Below are 20,089 nucleotides of genomic sequence, written 5' to 3'. Positions count from 1 at the left end.
GCTCCCTTTTTTTATGCCTCAACTTCTTGAGTTTTCTTTTTAAACAATCTTTCTTTTATTCTTATCCTAATCAAATACATAGAAGGTACAAGAATTAAGGTTAAGAAGGTAGCGAAACTTAAACCAAATATCATGGTCCATGATAGAGGGCCCCAGAAAGCTACGTTATCTCCACCAAAGTAAATATGTGGATTACCTTCTGAGAATAGTTTAGCAAAATCTAAGTTTAAGCCTACTGCCAGAGGAACCAAACCTAACATGGTTGCAGTTGCTGTAAGTAGTACAGGCGTCATCCTAGTTCTACCCGCTTCTAAAACAGCCTCGAAAGGTTGCATTCCTTGTTCTATCATTAAATCGGCAAATTCTACCAATAAGATACCGTTACGCACCACAATACCTGCTAGTGCCACAATACCTACCCCCATCATCACGATAGACATTTCCATTTTAAATAAGCTAATACCTAACAATACCCCAATGATACTAAACAGAATTTCACTTAAAATGATGATTGGCTTACCTATAGAGTTAAACTGAATCACGAGGATAATTAGAATCAGGAAGAAAGCTACACCCAGAGCTAAACCTAAGAAAGCTGCGGTTTCTGCCTGCTCTTCTTGCGCACCAGCCATTTTCACCAATACACCATCAGGAGCATTAAATTGATTAATTTCTCTTTGGATATTAGCTACAACTTCGTTCTCATTATAATCAGACAATACGTTTGATGATAAAATAATGATTCTTTTTTGTTGCTTACGCTTGATACCTCCGTAAGTGTTTACATAATCAATATCAGCAAAAGAAGAAACTGGCACTTGACGAATCATACCGCCCATACCCATATCACGATAAGTGATTTTTAAGTTTCTTAAAGCTTCTAAGCTATTACGTTGGTCTTCCTGAGCTCTTACGTTAATTTCATAATCCTCATCCAAATCACGGAATTTAGAAACTTCTTTACCGTAAAGAGCGGTTCTTAAATCCAAAGCAATTTGTCCGGTAGAAATACCTTCACGGTTGGCTCTTTCTCTATCAATATCAAAAATAATTTCTGGTTTATTGTTTTGGAAGTCTGATTTTAACTCCTCAATCCCAGGTATATTTTTGGCTACTAAATAGTTTTTTAATCTTTCTGATGTTACTACCAAAGAGTCTAAATCATCACCCGTAATTTCTATACTGATAGGTTTAGCTGTTGGCGGACCAGATTGTTCTTGGGTTACAGAAATTTCTGCTCCAGGAACACCTTTTACAGCTTCTCTTATGGCTGTCATATATTCTGTAGTTGGTTTGCCGCTACGCTTACCAAACTCTACAAAGGCTACAGTAACCTTACCACGGTTTGGATAATCGCCTTGATCTTCATCTTGAGGATCTGTTACACCTTTAGTTACGTTAGAGATGATAGAAGAAACATTTTGTTTTCCCATACTATCTACTACAGCTGTAACTTTAGCTTCAACTTTTTTGGTTACTTCGTTGGTATAAGCTTGGTCTGTACCTACTGGCAAACTGATGTATACATAAGTAAAGTTAGGATCAGCCTCTGGGAAGAACACAAATTTAGGCTTCATAATCATGGTGAAAATGATAGAAAAAACCAATAAACCTAAAGTACTTCCTAAAATAGTATAAGGCCTGTGTAATGCCCATTTTAAGAAATTAGCATATTTATCTTGATACCTTGGCCATACTTGATTTTGGAATTTATAGATAACCCTGTTAAGATAAAAATGCTGTAATAAGTAAAACAATGCTAATACAACTACCATATTACCAAAGCCAAAATCTATGATATAAGCTAAAACAGCAGCACCAGCAAAGTATTTAAGCACCTTTTGAACTTGTTTATCAAAAGTTGGCTTATGGGTATCATCATGTTCATGAGCTGTCATAAAATCAACCGCAAAAACTGGGTTAATGATATAAGCTACCAGCAAAGAAGCTAATAGAGTGATGATGAGTGTTATAGGTAAAAAGAACATAAACTCGCCTATAATACCTGGCCAAAATGCTAAAGGAATAAATGGTGCTAGGGTTGTCATGGTACCAGAGAATACGGGTAAGAATACCTCGCCGGCAGCCATTTTTGCAGCTTGTTTAATAGGAACTTTTCCGTTATCAAAAATTCGATGGGTATTTTCGATAACCACCACAGCATCATCCACCACTATACCTAAGGCAAGTAGGAAAGAGAACAATACAATCATGTTCATGGTAAAACCTATGGTAGGCATCAATAAGAAAGCTACACACATAGATAATGGTACCGATAAAGCTACGAAGAACGCATTGGTAACCCCCATAAAGAACATTAATATCAGAGTAACCAAAATAAAACCAATGATGATGGTATTAATTAAATCGTGTAAAGTAACACGGGTTTGGTCTGATTGATCTCCGGTAGTAACAATTTCTAAGCCTTTAGGAAATTGCTTTGCCTTCATCTCGGCAATAACAGCCTCTATTTTATCTGATGCTTCAATTAAGTTCTCGCCAGAACGCTTTTTAACGTTTAGTGTGATTACATTTTTACCATATAAACGAGCAAAAGATTCTTGCTCTTTAAAACCATCTACAACTTGCGCAATGTCTCTTAAATAAATAGAAGAGCCAACCGGGTTTTTAACCACGATATTGGCAATCTCCTCGGCAGAACCAAATTCTTTTTTAATGTTTAAGGTACGTCTAACACCATCCATAGGAACAGTACCACCAGATGCTGAAACGTTTTCGTAATCTACAGCTCTTTCTATATCAGAAAAAGATATTTGTGCGGCAGCCATTTTGTTCATATCTACATTGATTTGAACTTCTGGGTCTAAAGCACCAACAATATCAACACCTGAAATTTCTGGTAAAGCCTCTATCCTATCTTTTAAGTCATCAGCATATTGCTTTAATGTTTTCAAATCATAATCTCCGGATAAGTTGAGATACATGATAGGCAAATCAGATAAATTAATATCTAAAACCTCTGGATCATCTGGTAAATCTGTAGGTAAATCTTGCTTGGCTTTATCTACGGCATCTTTAATCCTTTGTTTAGCATCTTTAATGTCAACATCAGCATTAAATTCTGCCGTGATGAAAGAAAAATCCTGATAAGAATTTGAGGTAACTTTTTTTAGCCCTTGCTGAGATTTTATTTGCTTCTCTAGCTGTTTGGTTACTAAATTCTCCATATTTTCTGGAGAAGTACCCGGATATAAAGTGGTTACAAATATTTTAGGTATAGAAATCTCCGGAAAGTTTTCTTTAGGCAAGCTTACATAAGCAAAGTAACCTGCTATTAACAATATCACCGTAAGGACATAGATAGCAGTTTTGTTATCTATTGCCCAACTGGCGGGTTTAAATTCTTTTTGTACGTCTTTCATTGTTGTTTATTTAATCAACCCTGTTTTATAAACAGGTAAAAACATCTTATTTATGGTACGATTAAAACTTAACTAAATCACCTTCGTTAAGGTTGTTAAAGCCTATTGTGATAACTTTATCACCAGTATTTAAACCACTTAACACTTCTGCCATACCGTTATAAACATTACCTATTTTAACGGCTACACGTTTTGCCTTTCCGTTATCAGCAACTAGTAAATAATCTCCTGCTTCTGATTTTTGTACTGCTTTGATGGGTACGGTTAAAGCATTTGCTTTTTCGTAATCAACAATTCTTAAAACTGCTAGCATGTTAGGGCGATAGATTTTTTTGCTTGGCAAATTTACCTCTACACTAAAGCTTCTTGAGGCTGGATCTATCACTTTAGAAGTGAAAGAAATTTTGGTGGTTAAAGAATCTTTAGCATCAGGAATGATGATTTCTACTTCATCACCTTTATCTATTCTTGAAGCGTAAGTCTCTGATAACAATGCTTTTGCTTTTAAATCATTAGCATTTACAATTCTTACACCTGGTGCGCCTGGTTGTACAGCCATGCCAATTTTCCAATCTAATTGGTCTATGGTACCATTAATTGGCGATTTTACTTTGTACATAGCTGCTTGTTGTCTTAAAACCGCCATTTGCTTTTCTAAACCTTCTTTTTGGGTTTTAGCATTTAGGAACTGTACTTCGGTACCAATTTTCTGGTCCCAAAGATTTTTTTGACGGTTGTATAAATTGGTTGCTAAATCTAACTGTGTTTGTAACTGCGCCATACTCTGACGAAGAACAGCATCATCTATCTGAGCTATAACTTGTCCTTTAGATACGTTTTGACCAATATTTACAAATATTTTGGTAAGCACACCAGCAGCCTCAGGGTTAACTTGTACGTTTTCTTCGGCATCTACCCTACCTTGTATTTCTATATAGTTTTTAAAGGTTGATGATTTAACTTCGTAAACATTAACATCTTTAGCTAAAGTGTCTTGATTAGAGCCTAGTTCGGCTTCAAGCTTTACTATTTTAGCATTTATTTCTGCTTGTTCTTTTTTAAGCTTATCTAGCTGTGCTTTCTTATTATCATCGCCGCTTCCGCAAGCTGCTAAAAACACGATAACGGTTAGGTATATAAAATTTCTCATTGTATTATGGATTATATTTTTTTGATTATTCATTGATTTTACCGCTTGCTTTATCTAAGTTAACTTTGTTTACTAAAGCATCATACAACGCATTGATATAGTTATTTTCTGCTTCTTTTAATGATGTTTGCGCTTGTGTAACCTCTATACTAGACCCCACACCTTGTTCGTATTTAATTTTAGAAACTCTTAAAATTTCGTTAGCTAAGTTTAGATTGGCTCTTTGGTTGTTTAAAGAAGCTATACTATTTCTGAAATTGGTTGCACTACTTTTAATCTCCAGATTGATGTAGTTTTTAACCTGAAATAAATCATTATTTGACTTTTGTAGAGCAAGTTTTGCCTGTGCTACCCGGTTTGCTTTTTGGAAACCACTAAAAATAGGTACATTTAATTGTAAACCTACCACTACCGTTGGGAATCTATTATCGTAAAGTTGGCTAAAATTGTTGCTTTGAAATTGGTAAGCACCAGAACCAAAAGCTGCTAAACTAGGCAAGTATTGAGATTTGTATCTTTTTAGGTCTAACTCGTTTAACTTAATTTGAGTTTGGCTTAGGCTATACTCAATCCTGCTTTTATAAGCCGTAGTATCTAATACTACTTCTTCTGTATCAGCTAAGTTAACATCAGCAATTTTGCCCTCTACTATAAGCGTATGTTCTACTGGCATTCCAATTTGAAACTTCAACATTTGGTTGCCTAGCGCTAATAAACGTTTTATGTTTTCTCTTTCGGTAATTAGGTTATTATACAATACATTTAACCTATCTACATCAATTTTTTCTGCAAAACCATTTTCATTTAAAGCTTTTGTTTGTTTTAACTGCTCTTCTAATTGGCTAATATTTGCATTTAACAAGTCTAATTGCTCATTATTTACCAAAACCATGTAATAAGCCTTTCTTACTGCTACATTGGTTTCTATCTTGGTTCTTGTAAAAGCTCTCTGAGACAACTCTTTAAAAGTTTTAGAGGCTTGTAAACCTACGATGTAACTACCATCAAATAAAAGCTGACTAACGTCTATACCTGTACTTGATTGATATTTAACCCCAAATTGTACTGGAGTAAAAGTACCTGGAGTACCACCAAAGATTTCTGAGGGTATCAAAGATGTTGGTATCTTCAAAAAATCCTGAAACGTTGCATTTCCACTAATTTGTGGTAAACCTATACCAATGGTTTCTTTTACTTTAGCATCGGCAATTTTCTGGTCTATATCAGCATTTAAAACATCTGTTTGATGTTTATAAGCATATTGTATACATTCTTCTAAGGTAAAACTATGCGTAGTTACCGTATCTGTTTGGGCCAGTAAAACAGAAGAAGAAATTAAACTTAAAATTGCTGCAAGCAGCATTCTGTTGGCTATCATGTGTTTACTATTTGTACTTGTCTTTATATTCTGTTATTAATTCTAATCCTTTTTGAGTTGCTACACCACATAAAAAGTGGTTAGTAAGTTCGGTTATGACTTCATATAAACTATATTTTCCGCCTCGTACCAAGTCTGATTCAAATACCCAATCTATCTGGCTTACCCTTGAAGCTGCCAAAACTTCGATATTTAAATCATCGCGATACAAACCTTCTTTTATACCACGTTCTAAATTGATTTTACATTTCTGTAAAATATGGCCATGTTTAAAATCTTTCATAATACCATTTGCTTCTGTATGATATTTCTCTAAATCGTAAAAAACTATCGGATTGATACCAGACAGGCTATCTTTTAGATAATTCATGATTTTGAACATCTCATCTATTGCGTTTTCAGCCTCGGCACTACAACAATCTAACTGACACTCGTCTTCCTTTAAAATGGTGGTAAACATGTGGTTCACCAAATCATTCTTATCCTTAAAATTTACATAGAGTGTTTTTTTAGACATACCTAAATGTTTGGCAATGTCATCCATGGTAACACTGCGCAAACCGTATTTCATAAACAGTTTCTCTGCTTCTTTAATGATGTATAACTGCACTTCTTCCATAATTTCTAATCGCTGACAAAACTATGGAAACTTTTATCATTTCCAAAGTTTCCTCTAAAAATTTTATTTTTCGTAATTCAATGATGGATTTTTTGAGAATCATTTCATCTTTCCTTAGCCTATCCCACTCATTTTTGTATTTTTGCAAAAATTTTTATCATGAGTTTATCTTCTTTATACGCAATTTCTCCGGTTGATGGCAGATATCATCAAGCAACTAAACAATTAGGTGAGTTTTTTTCTGAGGCTGGTTTAATCAAATACCGTGTTTTTGTTGAAATAGAATACTTTATTGCTTTATGCGAAGTAAAGCTGCCACAACTTCAAAACTTTGATACTAAAAAGTTTTCTGATTTAAGAAAGATTTATCAAGACTTTAGAGAAGCGTATACTTTAGAAATTAAAGAGATTGAAAAAACCACCAACCACGATGTTAAAGCGGTAGAATATTTTATCAAAAACAGATTTGATGAATTAGGCTTAGGCGAGTTTAAAGAGTTTATCCATTTTGGTCTAACCTCACAAGACATCAACAATACAGCTATTCCTTATTCTTTAAAATTAGGTTTAGAACAAGTTATTTATCCAGAAATAGAGGCTTTAATTGCTTTATTAAAACAATTAGCTGCTGATTGGAAAGATATTTCTTTACTAGCCCATACGCATGGGCAGCCTGCATCGCCAACTAAATTGGGTAAAGAAATTTTGGTTTTTGTAGAGCGTTTAGAAAAACAATACGAACAACTAAAAGCTGTTCCTTTTGCGGCTAAATTTGGTGGTGCTACCGGAAACTTTAATGCCCACCATATAGCTTATGGCAACATCAATTGGCAAGATTTCGGTAATAAATTTGTAAACCAACAATTAGGTTTAAGTCGTTCTCAATACACCACACAAATAGAGCATTACGATAATCTTGCGGCACAATTTGATGCGCTGAAAAGAATCAATAATATCATATTAGATTTAGATAGAGATATGTGGACTTATATCTCTATGAACTACTTCAAACAAAAAATAAAAGCTGGCGAAGTTGGCTCATCTGCTATGCCACATAAAGTTAACCCTATTGATTTTGAAAACTCTGAAGGAAATGTGGGTATTGCAAATGCCCTTTACGAGCATCTGGCTGCTAAATTACCTGTTAGTCGTTTACAAAGAGATTTAACAGATTCTACCGTTTTAAGAAACGTGGGTGTGCCATTAGCACATACTTTAATTGCCTTAAAATCTACGGTTAAAGGTTTAAATAAATTATTGTTAAACCAAGATGCTATTGCACAAGATTTAGAGGATAACTGGGCTGTAGTGGCAGAAGCTATTCAAACAATTTTAAGGAGAGAAAACTACCCTAACCCTTACGAAGCTTTAAAAGCTTTAACACGTACCAATACTGGTATTAATGCAGCTGTTATTGCCGAGTTTGTGAATACTTTGGATGTTTCTGATGCTATAAAAGCCGAATTAAAACAAATTACCCCATCTAATTATACAGGAATATTTTAAAAGGTTTGGATTAGATGCTACATTAAGCGTGGTCGATATCCTCTTCTATACTACTTAGAAGAGGCTTCGGCTCTGTTAAGCCCAACAAAAAATGGTGATTAGACAGCCTCTTTTTTTAAGCTTAAATGTTTGAAACTTAACTTTGATTTTTAGCTAATATTGCATTGATAATCTTATCAGCATGTTCTCTAGAGTTTTCTATAAACCAAAGATGGGTATCCATACCTCCACAAATTACCCCAGCTAAATAAATACCCTCTCTATTGGTTTCCATAGTATCTGGATGGTGTTGAGGATATTTTTTTTCATCATCGGTTAAAGTAATTCCCATTTTATTTAAAAACTCAAAATTAGGTTGATAACCTGTTAGGGCTAAAACAAAATCATTTTCTAGGCTTATTTCACCATCAGAGGTTTCAACAATAACTTCATTTGCTCTTATTTCTTTGATAGATGATTTAAAATATGCTTTTATAACACCTTCTTCAATGCGGTTTTTAATATCAGGTCTAACCCAATATTTAACTCGTTCACCAATATCATCTGCTCTAACAATCATCGTAACATCAGCACCTTTTCTATAACATTCTAAGGCAGCATCTACAGATGAATTACTAGCACCAACCACTATAACTTTCTGTAAAGCAAAATAATGGGGGTCTTTATAATAATGATAAACTTTTGGCAAACCCTCACCACGTACATTTAATAATACAGGTAAATCATAAAATCCAGTTGATATGATGATATTTCTGGATTGATATCGGTTTTTTGATGTTACAATTTCATAATGCTGTTTTCTATCCAAAGTTTTTACTTCTTCAAAAAGCTTTATCTGAAGCTTGAATTTTAAGGCAACTCTGCGGTAATATTCTAATGCCTCAGACCGGGTAGGTTTTGGATGATTAGAAACAAAAGGAACATCGCCAATCTCTAACTTTTCTGATGTAGAAAAGAAAGTCATGTTTTGTGGATAATTGTAAATAGAGTTTACTAAACATCCTTTTTCAATAATTAAATAACTGAGCTTAGCTTGTTGCGCTTTTATGGCACAGGCTAATCCAATAGGGCCACCACCAATAATGATGATATCATAAATATCTTCCATAAATTATTTTGTTCCTATCACAAATAACGCAAGTTTTAGTTTTGAACAAAGAATTCAAAATTTAGTTTAGCGTCTTCTGAATGAGAACCAATAAATAAGCCATATTTTCCTGACACCAAAGTTAAAGCTTGTTTAGTATCGTCCCATTTTTTTAAATCGTTGATAGGGATATTTATTTTAGTATTGGCTGATTGTTTTTGGTTTATGGATAATCTTTTATAATACCTTAATTCTTTTAAAGGCAACAACTTATCGCTTTGCGGATATTTGATATAAACTTGTAGTACCTCATCTCCGTCTTTATTACCTATATTTTTAATATTTACAGCTGTATTGATAATCTCGTTTTCTTTATAAACGTTTTGTGAGGGCTTATTATCCCAAGTATAATTAAAATTGGTATAGCTTAAACCATAGCCAAAAGGAAAAAGTGCTTTACCTTTAAAGTATTTGTAAGTTCTGTTAGCCATGTTATAGTCCTCAAAATCTGGTAAATCTTTATCAGAGGCATAAAAAGTTAAAGGTAATTTACCTGATGGATTATAATCGCCAAAAATAACATCAGCAATAGCGGTGCCTGCAGATTGGCCAGCATACCACGCATTGATGATAGCTGGTACATGAGCTGCTTCCCAAGGAGTAGCAATAGCGCTGCCAGTCATCATCACAAAAACAATGGGTTTTTGTGTTTTCTTTAAGGCTTTCATCAAATCTGTTTGAACCTGAGGCAACAAAATAGAAGTTCTATCGCCACCGTTAAAGCCTGGATAATTCACAGGCATTTCTTCGCCTTCTAATTGAGGTGATATCCCACCCACAAAAATGAAAGCATCAGCATCTTGATGTTTTTTAGCTAAAGCATCAAAATCTTGCTTGTAACGCGTTCCGGTTCTTAACTGAATGGATGCTTTTCCTTCTGTTTGCTGATATTCTACCACCAAACGATAAACTTTATCTTTTTCTATAGCAAGTTTAAATGTTTTTGCGCCCCACCTATTTCTTGTCCATGCGTTTAAAACTTCCTTACCATTAATAAAGAATTTATAGCCATCATCACCTTCTAGTTCAAAAGTGATTTCTCCTGTTTCATGAGCTTTATAATCTGCTGTGTACCGAGCTGAAAAATTGTAAGCTTTTAGATTATTAACTACAATTTGCCCTTCTTGCCAAAAGTTTTGTATTGATTTTTCATTTCTTACAAAAATTGGAAGACCACTTAGGTTTTGGTTATCAAAATATTCTGCTTTAAAACCTTGCTTGCCTTCAAAAGAAAAATAGTTATCAAGATTAATATACCTTAACAAAGTATCATTGGTAAAATTAACTGCTTGTTCATAAACCACTTGTGTTTGTGCCCCTACTTTGTCTTGAATACCTTTTAATGCTGTGATGGTTGTGGATGGTATACCATTATAATTACCTAAAACGGCAATGGTGTTATCAGCATTTGGACCTAAGACAACAATTTTCTTTAAGTTTTTACTTAGTGGTAAGATTTGGTTTTGATTTTTTAACAATACCATGGATTCTCTGGCCATTTTTAAGGCATGAGCCTGATGTGCTTGACTTTCTAAAACAGATTTTGGTGTTTGAGCATATTTTACTTTAGCAACATCATCAAACATCCCTAATCTAAAACGTATGGTAAATAACCTTTGTACAGAAATATCTATTTGTTTCTCTGATATTTTGCCTTGTTTAACAGCATCTACCAATGCTTTGTAGGCTGCTGTTCCGCAATCAATATCGGTACCATGTATCACGGCATCAGCTGCTGCACTAGCAGCATCTGGATGGGTTTTATGGTTTTTATAAAAATCATCAATAGCCCAACAATCTGAAGTTACATAACCTTTAAATTGCCATTGATTTCTTAGAATATCAGTCATCAAATCATCACTAGCACAACAAGGTTGACCTTTAAAAGCATTATAAGCACACATAACACCAGCTACTTTGGCATCAACAACCAAATCTTTAAACGCGGGTAAATAAGTATCCCATAAATCGTACATGGTTGGCGAAACATTAAAAACATGTCGGGATGGCTCTGGCCCACTATGAACCGCATAGTGTTTTGCACAAGCTGCGGCTTTTAAATACTTAGGATCATCACCCTGCAAACCTTTTACAAATGCTTTTCCTAAAGTTCCTGTTAAATATGGGTCTTCACCATACGTTTCTTGTCCACGGCCCCAACGTGGGTCTCTAAAAATATTGATATTGGGTGTCCAATAAGTTAGACCTACATAACGTTGGCCAGACTTTCCTGTTTTAATGGCATCATTATAAATAGCCCTACCTTCTAAAGCGGCATAATCTGCCATTTTATTTAAAGCATCTGGGTTAAAAGTTGCGGCCATAGCTATGGCTTGCGGAAAAACAGTAGTATAATAAGGTGTACGAGCTACACCATGTAAAACCTCATTCCACCAATCATAAGCAGGAATACCCAATCTTGGAATTGCAGGTGCAGCGTTTAACATTTGGCCTACTTTCTCTTCTAGGCTTAATAAACTCACTAAGTTTTCAGAACGTTCCTCGGCACTTAAACGGTCGTCTTGAAATTTATAAGTTTGAGCGTGACTAAGGATAGAAAAGGTTAAAAAACTAAGTATTATCAAATATTTCTTTGATTGCATGATGCTTTGTTTCATCGGATTTTTTTGAGTTGAATGGCATTTAAAATCGGTTCTGCTTTATTAGCTTGAAAAGAAATTGTTATACCTTCATTAGCTTTTGTACTCACACTTAATTTGGTTGAAAAAGCAGTTTCTGGCGTTAAAAATTCTTTATTACTTAGCTGTAAAGTTTGTTTATCATTTACAACAACAGCAAATACCCTCTCTGTAAATTTATCTTGCTGGTTTTGGTTACCTAAGTTATAAATTAAATCTTCCTTTTTTTCATCAGAAAGTAGCTCGGCAAAATGTAAAATAAGCTCGTAATCTCCGGCAGGAACATCAAATTTAAACTGCTCAATACCTATTCTTTGTGTTGCATAAATAGGATCTAAATCTGTATTCAGGATATTTTTATCTGTACCGTAGCTTTGTCTTTGACTGTTTTCTATAGAAAAAACTTTACCTCCAATATAACCCCAACTGCCGGGTTTATAAGCTTGTTCTGGTATCCAAATTTGATTACTTAAGTTATCATTAAAATATCTATAATCGCCTAAACTGATATTGATATCATCAAAAGGAATAACTGTATTGGCTAAATCATCTGTTAACAGTTTAAAATTTACGACTAACTGATCTGTAATTTCTTCAACGCCGTTAATTTTTGATGAAGCGATGAGGGTATTTTCGCCGTTTACAAAAGGCACTTCAAAAGTGGCAATACCCAGTACTGATTTAGCCTCTGCTATAAACTTACCATTATGCTTTAAAGTTATATAGGGCTGATTACTAAACACTAATACAGTTTGATTGGAAGTTAGATTTGAGTTAGAAACAGCAAAACCAGCCCTTAAATTCCATTCTTTAGAGCCAATTTGTAGATATGGTTTCTTTAATAAATTAGCTTGATAAAATCTGTATCCGTCTTTTGGTATTCTGTCCCAAGTCATGATACCTTTATTGTTAATATGCGGCATAGATTCAGTCCTTGTTTCCGAATTAAAATCGGCCAAATTCCAAATCATACCTGCAACAACAAAAGGTCTATCCATCATAGCTTTAAAATAAACCTGATGGTATAAATTGGTATATTCTATAGATTTATCAAAACGTACCGGCTTGAAGCTATGCAAACGTGGGTCGGCATCTGCGCCATATTCGGTTATTAATAAAGGTTTATCAGGTAATTCGCGATGATGCTTATCTAAAAAATCTGCAAAGCCATCTAATTTACCAGAGTACCAACCTTGGTATAAATTCCAGCCTACTAGCATAGGAATTTTTGTTAACTTAACTTGTTGATATAAATCAAAATTACCATGATTTGGAATCATCGTGTAACGATAAGTATCTTCTTTTCTGGTTATATCTTCCAGTTCTTGAGCTAGTTGAGTAATTTTATTGAAGTAAGCCATCTGTGCTGATGAATTTTTCTCATAAGCAGGCAAACGTAAAAGCACTTCATTCATATAAGTCCAAATGATTAGGCTAGGATGATTATAATTTTGCCTTATCATCTCTAGATGCATGGTTTTAGCATTATCAGCGAAAGCATCAGACTCTGTAATTTGGTTCACGATAGGCGTTTCAACAGAGGCCAGAATACCTAACCTGTCACAAGCTTCTAAAATTGCAGGATCTTGTGGATAATGGGCAATTCTTAAAAAATTACCTCCCATTTCTTTCAGTAAAACCACATCTCTTAGATGCATTTCATCTGTTAAAGCATGGGCCATATCTTTAAAATCTTGATGACGACTAGCCCCCATCAATTTTAAAGGTTTACCATTTAAGAAAAAGCCATTTTTAGCATCAAAACTAAACCATCTGAAACCTAAAGGATTAGATATTTCATCTAAAACGGTATTCGTTTTACTATCTGTTATAGAAGATATAAGACGGTATAGGTATGGAGATTCTGGTGACCATAATTGAGGATTCTTAAGGCCAACCATATTTTGGTTTAAACTTATTTTTTCTTGAGCTTTTGCTTGAATATTTTGTTTGATTTCTTTTACGATATCGCCTTGAACATTTAATAATTTATGACTAATGACCACAGTTTTAGTGGTATTACTACGATTGATAAAAGCGCCTTTGATATTTACCGATGCCTCTAAAGCTGATACTTTGGGCGTGGTGATAAAAACACCAGAAGAAGCGTAATTATCCATATCAAAGTGAACTTTATCTACTGCCTTTAAATAAACATCACGATATAAACCGCCAAAAAAAGTAAAATCAGCGGTTAATGGAGGAATATCAGGATGGTAACTGTTATCTACCTGAATAAGCAATTCGTGACTTGAATTGATATTTTCTTTAAAATTTAGATAAGATGTAATGTTAAAACTGAAAGCATTATAACTTCCAATATGTTTACCAATAAGTTTTCCGTCTAGGAAAACTGTGGTTACTTGTGCAGAACCTTCAAAATGCAAATAAACGTCTTTCTTGCTCCAGTTAGCTGGGATATAAATTGTCTTTTTATAGGTACCTAAGCCACGATAATAACTAGGCTCATCATCCATAACATCAAACTTATTCCAACTGTGAGGGATAGATACGGTTTCCCAATTACTAGGCTTGTCTTTTTGAACCGTTCCTTTAGTAAACTGCCAATTAGCATTTATAGAAAAACTTTCTCTTACTTGGGCATTTAAAGAGAAAGAAAATAATAGAAAAATAAATAATTGTAAGGTAGATGAATTTTTAATGTTCATGATTTATAGAATCGAAATAGGAAATTAGTTTATAGCGATTGATATTAAGCTGCTGCATTTTATTAAATAGAGGTTGATAGGCTTTATAATCATTATCAAAAATTCCTTTATTGGCATCTCGGTTAGATGGTTCTGCATTTTTATCTTCAGGGTCGTTATCCTGATATTTAAACCAATGCCAGCCCACACAATTTTTAGACTCTAATAATCCTAGGCAAAAGTTTTGGTAGGCTTTACCCCTATCCTCCTGAGTTTTTACTTGCCAGCCAGCACCAGAAATGTTAGGTAAGCCAGAATCCATACCTTTTGTATAAAACTCTGTGATGATGAACGGCTTGCCAGACCATTCTGTCCATTTAGCCATGAAAGACTTAGTAGGTGTCCATACGCCATAATAATTGATAGATACGATATCTAAATACTTTCCAACAGCTTGCATAAACTCTGGAATGTTTTTCTCGCCAGAGTAAAACCTACTTCCAATAATCATGTGGTTAGGATCATACTTTTTGATGGCCTTAGAAACGATAGAGAAATATCTATCCCCAACATAAGCTAAAAAAGCTTTTCTGTGTTCATCAGTAATATCAGCCTGTTCAATACCTTTATCAGCAAGCCACTTTTTAGCAGCTTGGTAGCCATAATCCTGAGGATTGTTTATACCTAAATAGCCTTCTAAATTTTTAAGATTAAAAGGCAACTCGTTATCCGTAAAATATCCAAACAAGTTTGGATCATCTTTATAAGCAACTAATTTTTGAGCTTGCTCATCGCAATATTTTTCAAAATCGGGGTCGAATACAAAAATGGCATTCCCTAAGAAACCTGTATGCCCCGGAACGATAAAAGTACCACCTCTTTTTTTTCCATAAGAGGCCATAAAGCTTAAATTTAAACTATAAACAAAGGGCTTTTCTGTTTCATTATTTTTAATGATTAAATCATTTCTAGACCAAGATCCAGAAGAATTAAAACCCATTCTATGAAGCTCATTTATGGTATTTTTCATCCATAAATCTTCATTTTTAAATAAATGGTTAAAGGCTTTTTTATTTCTTGTAGATGCACCCAGACTTATAGCATTAACACTAACATTAGTCCCCAAGTAACCTTCTGGGTCTACTATCCACCATCTGTCTTTAACTTTTTCTGTTCTAAAAAAGCCGGTAGCCTTAAGTTTAACTTCTTTTTGGCTACCGTACTTATTTAAGTCGGGTTTTGTTAGCGGTACAAAATCCGTCATATTATCAATTAACCTTGTTTCATAAGGTTTCCAGTCTGAGTATTTGGAACTTCCTGATGCGTCTGCACTTCTGGTTTTAGCATCTACATATTCGGGCTTATAGTTGCCACTTTGCTGTGCATAAGTATTTATAGAAACAGCTATTAAAATAAGAGCGTAGAAAAGTGCAGTTGCTTTAGTCATTATTATTGAAGTTGAATTTTTGATGATTTGGTTAAACCTTGTGTGCTCGCTTGTATAAGGTAAGTGCCTTGCCCTAATTTACTTTTTAAGGATAAAGATTTAACAGTATTATTTAAAACATCAAATTCTTCTTGATATACAAGCCTACCCAACATATCAGTTATTGTTAGGGTTGTTGTTTTACCTTCAAATTCAGATAAATTAACATTGATAACATCTGCTGATGGGTTAGGATAAATCATTAAGCCAGCATTATCTGATGAATTTAAGCTAAAATTAATAGATTTGATACCTTTCTCGGTAAACTTACCATCATAATCATATTGTAATAATTTATAATAATTAATACCAATTGCCGGATTGATGTGTTTAAAAGAATAAGTATGAACTGCATTTGTGGTGCCGTTGCCTTTTACTTTAGCTATAGTTGTAAAATTATTAGCGGTAGTAGCATGTTGAACTTCGAAATAATCGTTAATTCTTTCGGAAGATGTAACCCAGCTAACATCTACTTGATTAGCATTTTTACTAACTTTAAAATCTTTAAGTTCTACTGGCAGAGTTTGTGTTAGTAGATATTCTCTTAAACGATATACGTCTTGCCCAATTTCTGTAAAGGACTGACGCATAGGCTCCCACCATCTGTATTCTGAATCTAGCAAACCTTTATTATCACCCTTGGTTGGGTCTGATGGATCTAAAGGATTGTCTTTATATTCGAAATATTGAAAGCCAACACTCGATTTATTCTTCAAAGTAGTCAGGGTAAAATTTTCAAAGTAATCAGCTCTGTCTTGTTGTGTAAAAACTCTAAAACCTGCACCTAAAGAGTTAGGCAAACCTGCATCAGATGCTTGAGCGTAAAACTCGCCAATTAAAAATGGTTTATTCGTAGTAGCCCAAACATCATATCTGGCATTTAGTTCTGCTTCTGTCCAAACGTTATAATTGTTTACTGAAACAACATCGCAATGTAAAGCGGCACTTTGAAATAAGAAAGGGTTTTGCAAATCCTGATGTAAGCGGCTACCTAAAAATAAATGGTTAGGGTCTCTTTCCTTAATAGCTGTATTACAAACTTCATAATATTTAGCAGCAACTACACCTGGCCATTCTTGCTTATCAGCATTGTTAGGAGCCACTAAATTACCACCATGTCTACTTTTCATCCAATTTACAGCGGCTATATAATTTGGATCAGTATCAGCAGCAGCCTGCCCGCCGTAAAAAGAAACATCAAGCCATTTTTCAATTAAGCTAGGTCCTGTAAAAGCATTGGCTAAAGGCACTTCATTATCAGAAAAATAACCTACCAAGAATTTATTTGTTATTTCTGCAGTAGTAATTTCGGCAGCAGCTCTATTTCTACAATACGTTAAAAAGGCAGCATCAAAAACAGGAATAATAGAATTATCATAAAGTGTTCGTATTCTGGTATCTACACCTCTGTAATTTAAAGCAAAGTTTAATCTTGATGTCCATGGAATTTTATTATTAATAGTTTCATCAGAGAAGTTACCTATAGTGTTAGCATAAATACTGGTTAACTGGTTTACAGGGTCTACACCACCGCCTTTATTAACCACGTTTACGCCCATCATGTAAAATAAATGCCCATCAGGGTCTAAAAAATGCCACACGCCAGTTACAGGATCTTTGTAGGTACTAAAATATCCGGTACCAGCACCTTTATCGTCTGCCAAAGAAGCCCTGTAAGGTGTTAAAGCCTCAACACGAGTAACGCCACTTACAACATTGGTAGCGTAAGTATTTCCATTTTGGGCAGTTATATTTTTGTTGGTGATGGTATAACCTGTAAATGGTGGAGGCGCTGGGGCAGTATCTACGACAAAATTATCTATAGCATAACTAGGTCTATCGTTTGAACTTGCTGGGTTATTATCGCCAGAAATATATCTTAAAATCCATCTTAACTGTAAAACAGGAACATTACTGCATTCTTCTGGCAATATGAAGGTAAAGTTTTGTAAACTCTGGCCGTTTGTACCTGATGTTTGTGCAGTTGTACCATTTCTTACCGTATTATTTACATTGGTAAACTCTCCGCTAGTACCAATACGATATTGTAAAACTAACGATGTAACCAAATTTAAGGTAGTACCGTTATAAACATTACGTATAACCATGGCATCAAACTTAACCCTTACTCTTTGGGTAACGTTAGCAGTATTTAATGCTACCATAATGGTATTATCTGATGAGTTTCCACTTTTAAAACCTATTTTTCCAGCGAAGTTGTAAACGTTGTTACCCGAGGAAGCGGCTGTTCCATTCAATATGGTATTTATATTTGCTCTAGGCTCTTTAACACGTGGATTTACCGAACCACCTGGAGCAGATTCTTCAACATTCCATCCATACCAACCTGTGGGATAGGTTGTTCCCATATTATCAAAATTTTGAGAATAACCACCTGCAATACTTACAGCACTTGGGTGTGTAACGGTAGCTTGACCTAATGCTACATCCGTTGAGGCTAAAAAAAGCAAGCCAACTAGTAGTTTTTTTAAGTAATTGTATTTCATAAAATGCCTTTAAAATGATTTAATAATTGGTTTATTTTGAGTAAAGAAGCCCCATCCTATCTTAAAATAAGACAGGGCTAATACTTGTATTTAGATTTTACTATCTGATATTGATGGCTATATTAACTGCTTCGTCATAAATTCCTCCTTGAAAGTCTTTAGCTTCAACAGTAAAAGAATCTGTTGCTGCTGTTGTGCCTGCAAATAGGTATTTTACCACTCCTTTAGTGATTTGCTCTTGTGTAAAAGATGAATTTATAGAAGCAGGTAACCCGTTAATGACAATGAAACCGTTTTGTGGCGAGTTAGTTATGGTATAGGTTATATTTTTATTGGCTGTACCGCTAAATTCTAATTCATTTAAAGTTATTGCTTTTACTTTTTGAGCTAACTCAACTTGTAATGGGTTATTATTAACCGGACTTATAATAGTAACCGGTGGACTATTCAAGATAATTCTGGCTCTAAAACGGCCACCCTCAAATTCTTTGGTTCTAAAGCCAATGGTTTGGTCGGCAGAAATTGAAGAACCAATATTCATAAAAGTTTTTCCATTTGCCAATGCAGAAATATAAACTGGAGAAATATCAACATTTTGCCAAGTATTTCTTAAAGCTGTGGTAATATTTATACTCGCAATTGGTACAGGCCCATATACCGGAGCATTATTCCAGTTTACTGTTAATTCATTAAAATCAACATTCTGGTCTTCATAAAAATTTAAATTTGCAGGTCCTGTGATGTTATGAAAGTACATTTCTAGCTTCACTGTACCAATTCTATCATTAAAACTAGGCTGTCTAACAGGGAACTGCGTTAATATTCTTCTAGCAAAATTAGCGTTATTTCCTGTGGCATCTGCTAATTTTGTAATGGTTTCTAATAAGTTTCCATGATTTCTGTTTTTATTAGCGGTACTTCCATTTTGGTTGTAAGTATCTTTTGTTATATAAATGGTATCGCTTAAAAAATCAACTAAATTATTATCTACTTCATCAGGAAAATTAACTTTACCAATATAATGGGTAAAATTATTGACAACATGCCCCACACCATTTTTAAATTCTAAGTTTTGTGTTCTAACAGAAGTACTTGAGGAATTAGAAGTTGTAGATGAATTTACGGTTAAAACATACTCATTAGATACAGTTACAGTTCTAGTAAGGTATAAACTATCATTACTTAAACTTACAAAAGCTGTGTTTTTGCCTGCTTCTAAATCAAAAGAGCGCACTTTAGTGTCTATAACAAGGTTCAGTAGTAGATTTTTGAGTACAACAGGAGGCACATCAGTAACAGACGCATAGCCCAAGCCTGCTAAAAATGCTCTTAAGGTGGTATTTGTTGGTATAATTACGGTTAAGCTAGCATCTTGCTGATTTAATAAATCTTTTAAGCCAGCGTGTTCTATAGCTCTTCCAAATAAGCCAACGTTTGTAGAATCATTTGCATGAAAATTATTTTCTGATAAAAATTCCCAAATGGTTTTATTTAATAGATTTTGTCCGGCTGGCTGATGGTCAATATCAACACTTTTGAGGACAGAAAATTTTTCACAGGAAGTTAAGCCGATAGCTACTATCAGCAAACAAACCATTGATTTTGTTAATGCTTTCATATTTTCCT

General features: G+C 34.3%; 11 protein-coding genes. 1 reads left to right on the top strand and 10 read right to left on the bottom strand.

Annotated elements, in window-relative coordinates; genetic code table 11:
• Positions 1 to 11: 11 nt before the first annotated feature.
• The 4 genes from B2745_RS12560 to B2745_RS12545 form a co-directional block, all read right to left on the bottom strand.
• Positions 12 to 3,383: an efflux RND transporter permease subunit gene (locus B2745_RS12560; RefSeq protein ID WP_304067168.1), complete on the bottom strand. Its 3,372-nt coding sequence runs from the start codon at positions 3,381 to 3,383 to the stop codon at positions 12 to 14.
• Between the two features lie 61 nt (positions 3,384 to 3,444).
• Positions 3,445 to 4,533, bottom strand: a complete 1,089-nt coding sequence (locus tag B2745_RS12555; RefSeq protein ID WP_304067165.1) for an efflux RND transporter periplasmic adaptor subunit — start codon at positions 4,531 to 4,533, stop codon at positions 3,445 to 3,447.
• A gap of 25 nt (positions 4,534 to 4,558) precedes the next feature.
• Entirely contained in the window at positions 4,559 to 5,911 is a 1,353-nt protein-coding gene (locus tag B2745_RS12550; RefSeq protein WP_304067162.1) for a TolC family protein, read from the bottom strand.
• A 7-nt stretch (positions 5,912 to 5,918) separates the two neighbouring features.
• Positions 5,919 to 6,530, bottom strand: a complete 612-nt coding sequence (locus B2745_RS12545) for a TetR/AcrR family transcriptional regulator (RefSeq protein ID WP_304067159.1) — start codon at positions 6,528 to 6,530, stop codon at positions 5,919 to 5,921.
• 159 nt (positions 6,531 to 6,689) lie between these two features.
• On the opposite strand from B2745_RS12545, the gene purB reads away from it, so the two are divergent.
• Complete coding sequence (gene purB / locus B2745_RS12540; RefSeq protein ID WP_304067156.1) at positions 6,690 to 8,036, top strand: adenylosuccinate lyase; 1,347 nt, start codon at positions 6,690 to 6,692, stop codon at positions 8,034 to 8,036.
• 136 nt (positions 8,037 to 8,172) lie between these two features.
• On the opposite strand, the gene B2745_RS12535 is transcribed toward purB, so the two are convergent.
• The 6 genes from B2745_RS12535 to B2745_RS12510 form a co-directional block, all read right to left on the bottom strand.
• Positions 8,173 to 9,144 (bottom strand): YpdA family putative bacillithiol disulfide reductase, encoded by a 972-nt coding sequence (locus B2745_RS12535; protein ID WP_304067154.1) that lies wholly within the window; start codon positions 9,142 to 9,144, stop codon positions 8,173 to 8,175.
• A 35-nt stretch (positions 9,145 to 9,179) separates the two neighbouring features.
• A complete protein-coding gene (locus B2745_RS12530; RefSeq protein ID WP_304067151.1) occupies positions 9,180 to 11,786 on the bottom strand; it encodes a glycoside hydrolase family 3 protein in 2,607 nt (868 codons plus the stop codon).
• Between the two features lie 11 nt (positions 11,787 to 11,797).
• Positions 11,798 to 14,491: a glycoside hydrolase family 2 TIM barrel-domain containing protein gene (locus B2745_RS12525; protein WP_304067148.1), complete on the bottom strand. Its 2,694-nt coding sequence runs from the start codon at positions 14,489 to 14,491 to the stop codon at positions 11,798 to 11,800.
• The gene (locus tag B2745_RS12520) at positions 14,481 to 15,917 is read right to left on the bottom strand and encodes a hypothetical protein (RefSeq protein WP_304067145.1); all 1,437 of its coding nucleotides are present in this window, start codon (positions 15,915 to 15,917) and stop codon (positions 14,481 to 14,483) included. Before B2745_RS12520 ends, B2745_RS12525 begins: the two co-directional genes overlap by 11 nt.
• 2 nt (positions 15,918 to 15,919) lie before the next feature.
• Entirely contained in the window at positions 15,920 to 18,463 is a 2,544-nt protein-coding gene (locus tag B2745_RS12515) for a T9SS type A sorting domain-containing protein (RefSeq protein ID WP_304067142.1), read from the bottom strand.
• Positions 18,464 to 18,563: 100 nt separating this feature from the next.
• Positions 18,564 to 20,081, bottom strand: coding sequence for a DUF7594 domain-containing protein (locus tag B2745_RS12510; protein WP_304067139.1), 1,518 nt, complete (start codon positions 20,079 to 20,081; stop codon positions 18,564 to 18,566).
• Between the last annotated feature and the right edge of the window lie 8 nt (positions 20,082 to 20,089).

It is taken from the genome of Pedobacter glucosidilyticus (assembly GCF_002483235.1).
Classification (GTDB): domain Bacteria; phylum Bacteroidota; class Bacteroidia; order Sphingobacteriales; family Sphingobacteriaceae; genus Pseudopedobacter; species Pseudopedobacter glucosidilyticum_B.
This window is presented reverse-complemented; position numbering and strand designations above follow the sequence as displayed.